Origin of the sequence: Paenarthrobacter sp. Y-19, from assembly GCF_029223985.1 — a bacterium.
Taxonomy (GTDB): domain Bacteria; phylum Actinomycetota; class Actinomycetes; order Actinomycetales; family Micrococcaceae; genus Arthrobacter; species Arthrobacter nicotinovorans.
The window spans coordinates 2,705,382-2,718,630 of the sequence record NZ_CP119414.1; the positions used below are offsets into that span (position 1 = coordinate 2,705,382).

At 63.9% G+C, this 13,249-nt stretch carries 12 protein-coding genes; 7 read left to right on the plus strand and 5 right to left on the minus strand.

Translation table 11 applies throughout. From position 1 onward, the window contains the following. The first annotated feature begins 208 nt into the window (after nucleotides 1–208). The 3 genes from PYR64_RS12645 to PYR64_RS12655 all read left to right on the plus strand — a co-directional run bounded on the left by PYR64_RS12645 (nucleotide 209) and on the right by PYR64_RS12655 (nucleotide 4,584). Nucleotides 209–1,708: an RNB domain-containing ribonuclease gene (locus tag PYR64_RS12645; RefSeq protein ID WP_020608507.1), complete on the plus strand. Its 1,500-nt coding sequence runs from the start codon at nucleotides 209–211 to the stop codon at nucleotides 1,706–1,708. Between the two features lie 276 nt (nucleotides 1,709–1,984). Then, nucleotides 1,985–3,697: a DEAD/DEAH box helicase gene (locus PYR64_RS12650; RefSeq protein WP_018776526.1), complete on the plus strand. Its 1,713-nt coding sequence runs from the start codon at nucleotides 1,985–1,987 to the stop codon at nucleotides 3,695–3,697. Between the two features lie 8 nt (nucleotides 3,698–3,705). After that, entirely contained in the window at nucleotides 3,706–4,584 is an 879-nt protein-coding gene (locus tag PYR64_RS12655) for a site-specific DNA-methyltransferase (RefSeq protein ID WP_055971844.1), read from the plus strand. Between the two features lie 34 nt (nucleotides 4,585–4,618). On the opposite strand, the gene PYR64_RS12660 is transcribed toward PYR64_RS12655, so the two are convergent. After that, nucleotides 4,619–5,227, minus strand: a complete 609-nt coding sequence (locus PYR64_RS12660) for a MarC family protein (protein ID WP_018776528.1) — start codon at nucleotides 5,225–5,227, stop codon at nucleotides 4,619–4,621. Between the two features lie 13 nt (nucleotides 5,228–5,240). Continuing rightward, complete coding sequence (locus tag PYR64_RS12665; protein WP_064721646.1) at nucleotides 5,241–6,086, minus strand: PHP domain-containing protein; 846 nt, start codon at nucleotides 6,084–6,086, stop codon at nucleotides 5,241–5,243. Nucleotides 6,087–6,166: 80 nt separating this feature from the next. On the opposite strand from PYR64_RS12665, the gene PYR64_RS12670 reads away from it, so the two are divergent. After that, complete coding sequence (locus tag PYR64_RS12670) at nucleotides 6,167–7,750, plus strand: aminopeptidase P family protein (RefSeq protein ID WP_275775530.1); 1,584 nt, start codon at nucleotides 6,167–6,169, stop codon at nucleotides 7,748–7,750. Between the two features lie 110 nt (nucleotides 7,751–7,860). Here the strand turns inward: PYR64_RS12670 and PYR64_RS12675 are convergent, their stop codons facing one another. Then, the gene (locus PYR64_RS12675; protein ID WP_018776531.1) at nucleotides 7,861–8,691 is read right to left on the minus strand and encodes a general stress protein; all 831 of its coding nucleotides are present in this window, start codon (nucleotides 8,689–8,691) and stop codon (nucleotides 7,861–7,863) included. A gap of 76 nt (nucleotides 8,692–8,767) precedes the next feature. On the opposite strand from PYR64_RS12675, the gene PYR64_RS12680 reads away from it, so the two are divergent. From PYR64_RS12680 to PYR64_RS12690, 3 genes are read left to right on the plus strand one after another with little or no spacing between them, the layout of a single operon-like run. Beyond that, nucleotides 8,768–10,051 carry a CBS domain-containing protein gene (locus tag PYR64_RS12680; protein WP_026266967.1) on the plus strand — a complete coding sequence of 428 codons (1,284 nt, stop codon included), beginning with the start codon at nucleotides 8,768–8,770 and terminating at the stop codon, nucleotides 10,049–10,051. Beyond that, nucleotides 10,032–10,763 (plus strand): DUF1003 domain-containing protein, encoded by a 732-nt coding sequence (locus PYR64_RS12685; RefSeq protein ID WP_018776533.1) that lies wholly within the window; start codon nucleotides 10,032–10,034, stop codon nucleotides 10,761–10,763. The genes PYR64_RS12680 and PYR64_RS12685 overlap by 20 nt, the downstream gene beginning before the upstream one ends. A gap of 5 nt (nucleotides 10,764–10,768) precedes the next feature. Beyond that, a complete protein-coding gene (locus PYR64_RS12690) occupies nucleotides 10,769–11,896 on the plus strand; it encodes a P-loop NTPase (protein ID WP_275775533.1) in 1,128 nt (375 codons plus the stop codon). A gap of 59 nt (nucleotides 11,897–11,955) precedes the next feature. On the opposite strand, the gene PYR64_RS12695 is transcribed toward PYR64_RS12690, so the two are convergent. Together PYR64_RS12695 and PYR64_RS12700 are read right to left on the minus strand one after the other, a co-directional pair. After that, the gene (locus tag PYR64_RS12695; protein WP_018776535.1) at nucleotides 11,956–12,357 is read right to left on the minus strand and encodes a twin-arginine translocation protein subunit TatB; all 402 of its coding nucleotides are present in this window, start codon (nucleotides 12,355–12,357) and stop codon (nucleotides 11,956–11,958) included. Nucleotides 12,358–12,388: 31 nt separating this feature from the next. Beyond that, on the minus strand, nucleotides 12,389–13,195 hold the full coding sequence (locus PYR64_RS12700; protein ID WP_275775535.1) for a hypothetical protein: 807 nt from the start codon (nucleotides 13,193–13,195) through the stop codon (nucleotides 12,389–12,391). Nucleotides 13,196–13,249: the final 54 nt, after the last annotated feature.

Genomic DNA, 13,249 nt, shown 5'->3' on the forward strand with positions numbered 1-13,249 from the left:
TTGTTACCGTCTTTATACCTTAGACGGTAACAGGCCCAAATGGGCTACGGGGGTGTTGATGGCTGCCGTCGACCGCCCCACCGCCTGCCTCCCCGGGCCGCCAAGAAGCTAATGGCCAGCAACAGCTGGCCATCCGCCGCACTGACAGCATCGCTTGGAGCCGGAAGCGTCCAAGACTATCTGCCGGTTTCGGGCTACCCTGATTTTCGTGTCACATCATCGGATAGCGCCCAACGTCGACGACTCATCGGACCAGCTCGCAGCGGCTTTCGCGGCCCTCCGGACGGAGCTGGAGCTGCCCGGCGACTATCCGGTTGATGCCGTCCGGGAGGCACGGGACGCCGTCGAATCCCTCCGCCTGCCCGATCGCGACCTCAAGCACGTCCCTTTCCTGACCATCGACCCCGCAACGTCAACGGACCTTGACCAAGCCCTGTTCATTGATCGCGCCGGCGAGGGGTACAAGGTTCTCTACGCGATCGCCGACGTGCCGTCTTTCGTGGCTCCCGGCGGGGCGCTGGATGCCGAAACCCGGCACCGCGGCCAGACGTTCTACGCTCCGGACGGCCGCATCCCCTTGCACCCGGAGATCATCAGCGAAAACGCAGGCAGCCTGCTCGCCGATCAGGACTGCGGTGCGTTCGTCTGGGACTTCGACCTCGATGCCAACGCGGAAGTGGTCAATGTTTCCGTCGCCCGTGCCACGGTCCGCAGCCGCGCCAAACTCAGCTATAAAGGAGCCCAGCAACAGATCGACGACGGCTCGGCACCGCCCGTACTGCAGCTCCTCAAGGAAGTCGGACTGAAACGGGTCGAACTTGAGAGACTCCGTGGTGGGGCAAGCCTCAACATGCCCGAGCAGGAAATCGTCCAGGCGACCGACGGCGGCGGGTACAGGATCGTTGCAGCACCGTCACTGCCGGTGGAGGACTGGAACGCGCAGATCTCCCTCATGACGGGCATGGCCGCGGCCCGGCTCATGCTGGACGGAAAAGTCGGCATCCTGCGGACCATGCCCGCCCCCGATGAGAGGTCCTTGCAGCACTTCAAGCGGCAAACCGTGGCCTTGGGCAAACCGTGGGACGGCCAGGTCACCTACGGAGAGTACCTTCGGACCCTGGACGCCTCCGATCCCAAGCAGCTCGCCATCCTGCACTCCGCCGGGATGTTGTTCAGGGGTGCCGGATACACCCCGTTCGACGGCGAAGTGCCGGAGACGGTGATCCAGGCAGCCATCGGCGCGCCCTATGCCCACACCACGGCTCCGCTGCGGCGGCTCATCGACCGGTTCGTCCTGGTGATCTGCGATGCCCTGTGCAACAACAGGGAAATTCCGCGCTGGGTCCGCGAGGCGTTGCCCTCCTTGCCCGAGATCATGGGCGCGTCCGACCAATTGGCCGGACGGCTTGAACGCGCTGCCTTGGACACGGTGGAAGCAGCACTGGTGGCCAACCACGTAGGCCAGGAGTTCGACGCCGTAGTGATTTCCGGTTCCAAGCCGCAGAACGGCAACGGAAACAGCAACAACGGCAATGGCACAGGCAAGGGCAACGGAAACGGCAGTGGACCGTCCGGTATCGTCCAGATCGCAGAACCTGCCGTCACCGCAAGGTGTGACGGCGAACTTGAGTCCGGCACCAAGGTCAGGGTGCGTCTCGTCAGGGCGGAAATCGCCAGCCGTGAAATCAGGTTCGAGCTTCTGAACTGACGCGCATCACGCGACGATCCGGGCTTTATGGCTCCCAGAGGATAGACTGGCCCTGTAGTAATGGATGCCCGGTCGTTGATTCAGTTAATTTTTGAACTCAACAAGCCCGCCCCTACGCGATCTTGAGATGTACCAACTGGTCACCAGTGCCAGTACTTAGATAGCCCGCGATCGGCTTCCACTGGACTTGCTTGCGCGCCCGTTCTGCTCCGGTACGGCTCCGCCGCCCCCGTTGAGCATGCAGCGCCAATGCCCAAATGAATAAGGAAACTCCCTGTGAGTGAATTGCACACCCATGAAGTCCTGACGGACTCCACCGGAACTGAATCCATCGAACCCGAGGAAACGATCATCTCGGATGAGACGCCCCACGAGATCGAGGAAAAGTCGTTTGCGGACTTCAACGTCCGCGCCGACATCGTCGAGTCCTTGGCCGACGCCGGTATCACGCACCCCTTCCCCATCCAGGCCATGACCCTCCCGGTCGCATTGAGCGGCCACGACATCATCGGCCAGGCAAAGACCGGCACCGGCAAGACGCTGGGCTTCGGTATCCCCGCCCTGCAGCGCGTTGTCGGCCGGGACGACGCAGGCTTTGAGAAGCTCGCTGTTCCCGGCGCTCCCCAGGCCCTGGTGATCGTTCCCACGCGTGAACTCGCCGTACAGGTTGCCAACGACCTCCAGGCAGCCTCGCGCAAGCGGAACGCCCGTATCGCCACCATTTACGGTGGACGCGCCTACGAGCCGCAGGTCGATGCGCTGCAGAAGGGCGTCGAAATCGTCGTGGGCACGCCCGGGCGCCTGATCGACCTCTACAAGCAAAAGCACCTGAGCCTCAAGAACGTCAAGATGGTCATTCTCGACGAAGCCGACGAAATGCTGGACCTGGGCTTCCTCCCGGACGTCGAGACCCTGATCGCCGGCACCCCCGCAGTCCGTCAGACGCTGCTCTTCTCCGCCACCATGCCCGGCCCGGTTATCGCCATGGCCCGCCGGTACATGACGCAGCCCACCCACATCCGGGCAGCCGACCCGAACGATGAGGGCTTGACCAAGCGCGATATCCGCCAGCTCATCTACCGTGCTCACGCCATGGACAAGACCGAGGTAGTGGCACGCATCCTGCAGGCACGCGGCCGCGGCAGGACCATCATCTTCACCAAGACCAAGCGCACGGCAGCGAAGGTTGCCGAGGAACTGGTTGACCGCGGCTTCGCTGCCGCCGCCATCCACGGCGACCTCGGCCAAGGTGCACGCGAGCAGGCTCTGCGTGCGTTCCGCAACAACAAGGTGGACGTCCTCGTCGCCACCGACGTCGCGGCCCGCGGCATCGACGTCGACGACGTTACGCACGTGATCAACTACCAGTGCGTCGAAGACGAAAAGATCTACCTGCACCGCGTGGGCCGTACCGGCCGCGCCGGCAACAAGGGCACCGCCGTCACGTTCGTGGACTGGGACGACATGCCGCGCTGGGGCCTGATCAACAAGGCCCTGGGACTCAGTGTTCCGGAGCCGGTTGAGACCTACTCGTCGTCACCGCACCTCTACAGTGACCTCGACATCCCCGAGGGCACCAAGGGCCGTTTGCCCCGCAACAAGCGCGTCCTGGCAGGCGTTGACGCCGAGGTCCTTGAAGACCTGGGCGAGACCGGCAAGAAGAACGCACGTTCGGGCGGTTCCGGCCGCGACGGCGGACGTGACGGAAAGCGCGACGGCGGCCGCGGCCGCTCCGGTAAGTCCGGCGGCTCCAGCGAATCCCGTGGCTCCAGCGAATCCCGTGGCGAGGGCGGAAGCAACCGCACCCGTCGTCGTCGTACCTCTGAAGGCGACGCAGCTCCGGCCTCCGGCGCGGCAGACTCGCGCAACGCCCCCGCAGACAACGCCGATAAGCCTGCCCGCACTCGCCGCACCCGCACGCGCCGCCGCAACGGCGAAGTGGTGTCCGGCGAGACGGCTGCTGCCCAGCCAGGCAACACCGAGGCCTAAAACCGTCGATGACTGAAACTGTTTGGGCGCCGGACGGCGGCAACATGGTGGTGCACGCGGACAACGCGGAATTCCTTCCAACGCTGCCGGACGGCGCCTTCACACTCATTTACGTGGATCCGCCCTTCAACACGGGCCGGGTCCAGCGGCGGCAGGAAACCCGCATGGTCCGCAACGCCGACGGCGACGGCGACCGCGTCGGCTTCAAGGGCCGTTCGTATGACACCATCAAGGGCGCCCTCCACAGCTACGACGACGCGTTCAGCGATTATTGGTCCTTCCTGGAACCCAAACTCGTGGAAGCCTGGCGTCTCCTGGCAGATGACGGCACTTTGTACCTGCATTTGGACTACCGGGAAGTGCACTACGCCAAGGTGATGCTCGACGCCATCTTCGGCCGGGAATGCTTCCTCAACGAGATCATCTGGGCCTACGATTACGGTGCCCGCGCCAAGAACCGCTGGCCCACCAAGCACGACAACATCCTGGTGTACGTAAAGAACCCTGCCAAGTACCACTTCGACAACGCAGAAGTGGACCGGGAACCGTACATGGCACCGGGTCTGGTCACTCCCGCCAAACGCGAACGCGGCAAATTGCCGACGGACGTGTGGTGGCACACCATTGTCTCCCCCACCGGCCGCGAAAAGACCGGCTACCCCACCCAAAAGCCCGAAGGGCTGGTGCGCAGGATCGTCTCCGCATCGAGCCGCCAAGGCGACTGGTGCCTTGATTTCTTCGCAGGTTCCGGGACCCTGGGTGCAGTAGCTGCGAAGCTGGGCCGCAACTTTGTGTGCGTGGACCAGAACGAACAGGCCATCGAGGTCATGCGGAAACGCCTGGGCAGCAAAGCCGGATTCCACGAGCTGCTGCCAACCGGCCTCTAGGCCCGGCCTATAGGCTGGTTGTCCTGAGGGATTCTCAGGCCACACCTTTCACGAATGCCGTCACGGAGTCGGCGATCATCTGCACAGCGATGGCTGAAAGCAACAGACCGGCGATCCTGGTCACCAGCTCAACCCCGTTCTCGCCCAGCACCCGCTGCACCACGCCCGCGAACCGCATGGCCAGATACAACGAGGCCAAAACCACTGCGATGCCCAGCCCAACAGCCAGATACTCCGACAGCTGGCTGGACTGCTGAACGAACACCATCACGGCGACAATCGCGCCCGGGCCGGCCATGAGCGGCGTTCCCAGCGGCACGAAAGCCACGTTCTTGTATTTGGCAGCATTCTCTTCCCCGCTGGTGGAGCCTGTCAGCAACTGCAGGGCTATGAGCACCAGGAGCAGGCCACCGGCACCCTGCAGTGCTGCCAGTGAGATGTGCATGTAGTTCAGGATGGACTGGCCGAAGATCGCGAACACCACGATCACGCCCGTGGCTACCAGAAGTGCTTGGAATGCCGAACGATTGCGGTCCTTCGCGGAAAGCCGGGCCGTCAACGACATGAAAATCGGCACGGTTCCCGGCGGATCCATGATCACGAACAGGGTGACGATCACGGAGGCGAGCAACTGCAGGTCCATCAGCGGGCCCCCTTCACCGAACCACCGTGGTGCCTGATGCCAACTCCTCTATCCGCGCCAAGACCTCCGGCGACGTCGTATTCTCCCCCAGCAAGTTCGGTTTGCCCGCTCCGTGGTAGTCCGAGGATCCGGTCATCAACAGCCCGTGCTCTGCGGCGAGGCCGCGCAGGAACGCCCGACCCTCCTCAGGGTTGTCCCGATGCTCCACTTCAAGTCCCAGCAATCCGGCGTCGATCATGTCCCGGTAGGTCCGCTCCCCCACGATGCGCCCCCTCGACGAGGCCACGGGATGCGCGAAGACAGGAACACCGCCTGCCGCCCGGACAAGCTCGACGGCGAGGGCCGGGTTGGGTGCATAGTGCTGCACGAAGTAGCGCGAATGAGACGTGAGGATGGAGGTGAAGGCCTCCGTCCGATCCGCAACAACTCCCGCCGCCACCAGGGCATCAGCGATGTGCGGGCGACCGACAGTCGCGCCCGGCGCCACGTGGTGGATGACGTCGTCCCACGTCAGCGGGTAATCCTCGGACAACAACGTCACCATATGTTCGGCCCGGGTCAGCCGGGCATCCTTGGACTTCGTAATTTCCTCGAGCAGTCCCTCGTGCGCGGGGTCGTGAAGGTAGCTGAGGAGGTGGACGCTGATCCCTTCCTCGGTCCGGCAGGAAATCTCCATGCCGGGAACGAACGCAACGCCATGTTCCCTGGCAGCGGCCGACGCAGATTCCCACCCGTCCGTTGAGTCGTGGTCCGTCAGGGCTACGGCGTCGAGACCGGCGGCCACGGCGGAAACGATCACGCCGGCCGGTGTCTCGGTTCCGTCGGAAACATTGGAGTGCGCATGCAGGTCTATCCTCACTTTCCCAGCCTATGGGATGCGGGGCCGCTTGGAGTGTTGCGCCGTTGGCCTCCTCAAGGAACTGGTGGGACGATGTAACGGTGAACGATGCCGAAAACACCCAAAACATGGACTCCACAAATTCCCAGCCGCTGCAGGAGCGCGTCAACAACCGCTCACAGCGGCCCACGTCCGATGCCTTCAAGGCATTCATGGCCAGCAACTGGGCGCCCGCCCCGCAGGTGACCCCTGCGCGGGACGCCGTTGCAGACCACGCTGCACGCCGCCGTCGTACCATCTCCGAACTGTTCAAAGGCGAACGGCTTGTCATCCCGGCCGGACCGCTGAAGGTCCGCTCGAATGACTGCGACTACCGCTTCCGCCCCCACTCCGGTTTCGCGCACCTGACCGGCCTGGGCGTGGACCACGAGCCCGACGCCGTCCTCATCCTTGAGCCGGTAGCCGAAGGAAAGGGCGACGACGGCGGTCACCACACTGCCACGCTCTACTTCCGTCCGTTGGCGGGCCGCGACACCGAACAGTTCTACGCCGACTCCCGGGCCGGTGAGTTCTGGATCGGTGCCCGCCCGACGCTTGCCGAGTTCGAAGCACGCCTGGGCCTTCCCACGGCACACATCGCCGAACTCGAAATGGCCATCACCAAGAACGTGGGCGCCCCGGAAATCGGCGGTATCTCCATCCGCCTCGTCCGCAAGGTGGACGAGAACATCGACGCCCTGGTGGATACTGCCCGTTACAACACGGCGAAGGATCCCGAAAACCTGGACCTCGGCGAACTGGATGCCTTGGACGAGAAGCTCAGCGAAGCCCTCTCCGAGCTGCGCCTCATCAAGGACGAGTGGGAAATCGAGCAGATGAAGATCGCGGTGGCAGCCACCGTCGAAGGCTTCGCCGACGTCGTCCGCGCACTTCCCCGCGCCCTCACGCACAAGCGCGGCGAGCGCGTTGTTGAAGGTGCTTTCTTCGCCCGTGCCCGCGAAGAAGGCAACGAACTCGGTTACGACACCATTGCCGCGTCCGGCAACAACGCCACGGTGCTGCACTGGACCCGCAATTCGGGGACCGTGAACGCCGGCGAGCTCCTTCTCCTCGACGCAGGCGTGGAAGCTGATTCGCTGTACACCGCGGATGTCACCCGGACGATGCCGGCCACCGGCACCTTCACCGATGTCCAGCGCAAAGTCTACGAAGCAGTGCTCGATGCCGCCGACGCCGGCTTCGCAGCCGCGCAGCCCGGCGTGAAGTTCCGCGACATCCACACCGCGGCCACCACCGTCCTGGCCGAGCGCCTGGCCGAATGGGGCCTGCTGCCCGTATCCGTCGAGGAAGCCATCAGCCCCGAAGGCCAGCAGCACCGACGCTGGATGCCGCACGGCACCAGCCACCACCTGGGCCTGGACGTCCACGACTGCGCCCAGGCAAAGAGGGAGCTCTACCTCGATGGCGTCCTCACTGAGGGAATGGTCTTCACCATCGAACCGGGCCTTTACTTCAAGGAAGAGGACCTGGCCATCCCGCCGGAATACCGCGGGATTGGTGTCCGGATCGAAGACGACATCCTGATGACCGCCGACGGCCCCGTCAACCTCAGCGCCGCACTGCCGCGCAAGGCTGACGATGTCGAATCCTGGATGGCGGGCATCTATCAGGACGCGCAGGGCTAAAGCCCTTCCAAGACGAAACAGACAGGGAAGGCCACCGGTGATCCGGTGGCCTTCCCTGTTTGTAGGTGCCCTGTTGTTCAGTGCCCTGTTGTTCAGTGCCCTGTCAGTGACTACTCCTTGGTGGAGCCTTCGTGGCCCGACTGCTGCGAGTCGTCCCGGGGTGCATCGTTCTGTCCCTCGGTGACCCTGACGCCGTACTGCGGACGGCCATCGGGCAGATCCGGATAGCGGACAGCTGCCGGCTTCGGGTTCTGCGCAGCAGGGGCAGGACCTGCGGGTGTCCCTTCCGGGTTCCCGGGCTGACCCTGGGCTGCAGGCTGAGCTGCGTCAGGACCGCGCTGGCCGTAGGGGTCGTTCCACGTGGAGGGGCGCTCCGGGGCTTGGCCCGGCTGCTGGAACGGAGGATTCTGCGGGGTGTAGTTGCTGGTCTGGGCGGTGGCGGCCTGTGACGGATTCATGGGGAGCTGCTGAAGCAAGCGGCGTGCCTCGTGGGCTGCCTCCTGGGCCACAATGACGTCATAGTTCGTGGCCACCACCTGGCTGGTGGAGGTGAAGTCCCGCTTGCCGCGCTGCATGGCATAGGTGACGATGCCGAACAACATGAAGAAGGCCGCACCCATCAGCACTGAGGTAATGATGGAGAACGGACCACCGGCAGGAGTGAAGAAGGAGAGCATGACGCCAACGAACAGGCCGAACCACATTCCGCTCAGCGCACCGGACAACGCCACCCTCGGGTAGCTCAGGCGACCGGTCACCCGCTCCACCATTTTGAGGTCGTTGCCCACGATCGACACCAGCTGAACCGGGAACTGCTGGTCCGCAAGGTAGTCCACCGCCTTCTGGGCATCCAAATAAGAGGTATATGAACCCACGGTGTCGCCTTGGGGGACGCTGCGGGATTCCTCAATGGCTTTGGGGGCACCAAAAATGTTAGACATAGCCCCATTGTGTCCCATGGACATGTGAAGCGGCTGGAATTCAGCTAAAAGAGAGCAGACTCGGTAGCCTGTAAACATGAGCACACATCCTTCTCGCGTCTTCGTGGCGCGCCTTCTGGGCTTGGACGTCTTCGACCCCCTGGGCGATCGTCTGGGCCGGTTGCGGGACGTCGTGGTGCTCTCCCGCGGGACCCGCGGCGCGCCCCACGTCGTCGGCATCGTCGTCGAGGTTCCCGGCAAGAAGCGGGTCTTCGTCCCCATGACGCGCATTACCTCCATCGACCAGACCCAGATCATCTGCACCGGGCTGGTGAACCTGCGGCGCTTCGAGCAGCGTGGTGCCGAAACACTCGTGGTGGCCGAGATGTTCGACCGCAGGGTGACGCTGGCCGATGGCAGTGGCGACGCCACCATTGAAGACATCGCCATGGACCAGCACCGCTCCAAGGACTGGTTCGTGAGCAAGCTGTTCGTACGCCGGGGTCACTCGCTCTCGCCGTTGAGCAGGCTCCGCCGGAACGAGACCCTGATCATCGATTGGGCCGACGCCCAAACCGGGGGCCACAACGAACCCCAGGCCGCCACCCAGTTCGTCGCCACGCACGAAGACCTCAAACCTGCTGACTTCGCCGAAGCCCTGCAGGAAATGAGCGATAAGCGGCGTTTTGAAGTGGCCAGTGAACTTCAGGACGAGCGGCTCGCCGACGTCCTCCAGGAGCTCCCGGAAGACGACCAGGTCACCATCCTCTCTGCGCTGGACGTGGAGCGGGCGGCCGACGTCCTTGAAGAGATGGACCCGGACGACGCCGCCGACCTCCTTGCCGAGCTCCCTTCCGCCCAAGCAGAAGAGCTGCTGCAGCTGATGGAACCCCAGGAAGCCGAAGACGTGCGCCGCCTCCTGGAATACGACGAAGACACCGCCGGTGGTTTGATGACTCCTGTTCCGGTCATCCTCCCCCCGGAAGCCACCGTGGCCGAAGCCCTTGCGCACGTCCGCCGCGAGGAACTGTCGCCGGCGCTGGCCTCCTCCATTTTCATTGCACGCCCGCCCCTGGAGACGCCCACCGGACGGTTCCTCGGTGTGGTGCATATACAGCAACTGCTGCGGTTCCCCCCGCCGGAGCCCCTGGGCAACCTCGTGGACAAGAACCTGGAACCTCTTTCGGACCAGGCCCACATCAGCGAGGTCGCCCGGACACTGGCAACGTACAACCTGAATTCGCTTCCAGTCGTAGACGACGACGGCCGCCTCGTGGGGGCGGTGACTGTTGATGACGTGCTGGATCACTTGTTACCGGATGATTGGCGCGCCCACGAGGACGATGCCCCGATAAGGAAACTTGGAGGCCGCATTGGCTGACAACAACGGCACCCGATCCCCCCGTGGCACGGCACGCCCGGGCAGCAGCCTGGATACGCCACTGAGTGGCCGTCAACGGATCCTCCCCAAGTTTTCCCCAAATCCTGACGCCTTCGGCAATGCAACAGAGGGTTTTGCCCGATTCATGGGTACGCCAACGTTCCTGGTGTACATGACCGTGTTTTGTGTGTTCTGGCTCGCTTGGAACTCGTTTGCGCCCACGGAGTGGCAATTCGACCGCATGGAGTTGGGCTTCACCCTGCTGACCCTGATGTTGTCGCTGCAGGCTTCCTATGCCGCACCACTGCTCCTGCTGGCCCAGAACCGGCAGGATGACCGCGACCGTGTCTCGCTCCAGCAGGACCGCCAGCGCGCTGAACGGAACCTCTCCGACACCGAGTACCTCACAAGGGAACTTGCCTCACTCCGCATCGCGTTGCGCGAGGTAGCCACCCGCGACTACGTCCGGGCCGAGCTCCGCAGCTTGCTTGAGGACATCATCGACGCCCAGGAAGAACTCCGCGAAAGCGAAGCCTCCGCCGACGGCACGGAGTCACCCGGGGAGAAGGTCAAGGAGAAACTGAAGGAGAAGCGGGACAAGTCCCGTGGACCCCGCACCCAGCAGATCCCCAAGGTACGGCCTCCGCGGGCCGCCGGACCCCAGCATTCCACCGCCAAGCCATCCCCAGACACCCCTGAAAGCCGGGCCTGAACGTTATGAGCACCGCAACTGCCGAGGCGCTGCACGCTGCCCTGGCAACGGTTATTGATCCCGAGCTCCGGCGCCCCATCACGGAACTGGGAATGCTGGAATCAGTCTCTTCCGACGACGACGGGATGGTCCATGTTGCCGTCCTGCTGACGATTGCCGGATGCCCGCTGCGCGAAACCATCACCCAGGACGCGACCGACGCCCTGATGGGGGTGGATGGTGTTACCGGCGTAGACGTGGAACTGAAAGTCATGACTCCGGCCCAGCGTGAAGCCCTCAAGGAAAAGCTCCGCGGCCCGGGTGGCCAGCGCGGCATTCCGTTCGCCAAACCGGGTTCGTTGACCAAGGTGTACGCCGTGGCAAGTGGAAAAGGCGGGGTGGGCAAGTCCTCCGTCACCGTCAATCTTGCCTGTGCCCTGGCGGCCCAGGGCCTCCGGGTGGGAGTTGTGGACGCAGACGTCCATGGCTTCTCTGTGCCGGCCCTGATGGGTATCACCCAGAAGCCCACACAGGTGGATGACATGATCCTGCCTCCCGTGGCCTACGGCGTGAAGGTCATCTCGATCGGCATGTTCGTCGAAGGCAACCAGCCTGTGGCCTGGCGTGGTCCCATGCTGCACCGCGCCCTGGAACAGTTCCTCACCGACGTGTACTTCGGCGATCTCGATGCACTCTTCCTCGATTTGCCTCCGGGCACGGGCGATATCGCAATCTCTGTGGCACAGCTGCTGCCGAACGCGGAGATCCTGGTGGTCACCACGCCCCAGGCAGCGGCAGCCGATGTCGCCGAACGCGCCGGAACCATCGCCACGCAGACCGGACAGAAAGTGGCCGGCGTCATCGAAAACATGTCATTCCTGGAAATGCCCGACGGCGGTCGCATGGAACTGTTTGGAAGCGGCGGAGGCGCCATCCTGGCTGAGAGATTGAGCGCAGCCGTAGGCCACGACGTTCCCTTGCTAGGGCAGATACCGTTGGATATCCGTTTGCGCGAGGGTGGGGACGCAGGGAAGCCCGTCGTCCTGGCAGCGCCCGATACTGCCGCTGCCAAGGCCATGGAAGGAATTGCCGCGGCCCTGGCCTCCCGGCCACGCGGGTTGTCGGGCATGTCGTTGGGAATCGAGCCCCGCTAGGATCTGTGGGCAGCACGCATCACCACAGTGGCCCACGGGAAGCGGGGCAGGCTACTGCCTTAGGTTGCCTCAGTGTCGAAAGGAGCGGCTTCGCCTTCGGCGAGCCTCTCGATGACCCTTACAGGAGCCTTGGGCTTGGCCTCTTCGGCAATAGCGGAAGCAGCGGTGGCCGCGGCTGCCGGTCCTCCGGCGCTGACCGGTTTGGTGTCATCGTCCAGCAGGGCATCCTTGATGATGCGCCGGGGATCGTACTGACGGGGATCGTACTTCTTCCAGTCGACTTCATCGATGTCGATGCCGACTTCTTCTTTGATCTGCTCGCGGGCGCCGGAAGCCATCCGCCGCACTTCTTTGACCAGATTGGCCAGCTTTTGAGTGTATTCGGGCAAACGGCTGGGACCGATGACGAGTACGCCGATAATCAGAAGGAGTATGAACTCCGGGCCGTTGATTCCAAGCACGCTACGAAGATTACCTTGTCTGTGGTGCCGCTCATAAACCAGCGGGGCGAAGAAGGGTCTGAAGACCGCGAAGCAGCCTGGGGTACCAAGTCTCCGAGCCCCTTAAACGGGGAGCCTCCGACACGGAATCACCGGCCCGGACTATCTCCGGGACAGCGTCATCAGCACTCTCTGCCGGAAGGTCGGAAGCATAGCTGATCACTGCTGCCTGCGTGGAGTAGACGGCTTTCCATGGAGTTCCTTGCGTGACCGAGAGCTGCGCCGTCGTCGACTGTGCCTGCGGATCCTGCCCCGCGGGCCGGTGCTCCTCCACAATCGTGGCGAAATGACCGTTGTGCTCCAGCCTGATCTCCACGGCCGGATGGCCGTTGACCATGGTGGCCTGCGCGGAAACGACGCTGAAGCCCATTCCGGCCAGCTCAGGACATGCCCAACCTTCCCCCCTGAGGGCATCCAGTTGGGCGGAACTGAGGGTAACTGTGCTCCCGGCCCGGAATGCCGGCGCTACGGCGGACTCCATTTGGCCGCCCGTCCACGCCCCGGCGAGTACGCCGGCGTCGTTGGTTTCCACAAAGGCCTGCGGCTGCTCGTCCCCAGCCACGACGAAGGCCGAGGCGGCCAAGGCTGCAGCGGAGACCGTCAAGGTGCCGGCAGCAATGGCCGTGATCCTGAGACCCCGACGGATTCCATTCACCGGCGGGGTTGAGTCCAAGGTCTGCCCGGGATGGTTTGCGAGCCGTTCGGTGTGCTGGATCAACCTCGCTGCGAGGTCATGGCTGGCCTCAGGCACAGCAGCATCACGGAGGCGTTCAATGTACTGCCGTTCCTGGCGCAGCATGGCACGGCACTTCGCACATTCCTGCACATGCTCCGGGCTCCGGGAATGGCGCAG

Excerpts from the sequence above, each read along its gene's own strand:
- PYR64_RS12655 (WP_055971844.1), top strand. The coding sequence starts at position 3,706 with ATGACTGAAACTGTTTGGGCGCCGGACGGCGGCAACATGGTGGTGCAC.
- PYR64_RS12660 (WP_018776528.1), bottom strand. The coding sequence starts at position 5,227 with ATGGACCTGCAGTTGCTCGCCTCCGTGATCGTCACCCTGTTCGTGATC.
- PYR64_RS12675 (WP_018776531.1), bottom strand. The coding sequence starts at position 8,691 with ATGTCTAACATTTTTGGTGCCCCCAAAGCCATTGAGGAATCCCGCAGC.
- PYR64_RS12680 (WP_026266967.1), top strand. The coding sequence starts at position 8,768 with ATGAGCACACATCCTTCTCGCGTCTTCGTGGCGCGCCTTCTGGGCTTG.
- PYR64_RS12690 (WP_275775533.1), top strand. The coding sequence starts at position 10,769 with ATGAGCACCGCAACTGCCGAGGCGCTGCACGCTGCCCTGGCAACGGTT.
- PYR64_RS12700 (WP_275775535.1), bottom strand. The coding sequence starts at position 13,195 with ATGCTGCGCCAGGAACGGCAGTACATTGAACGCCTCCGTGATGCTGCT.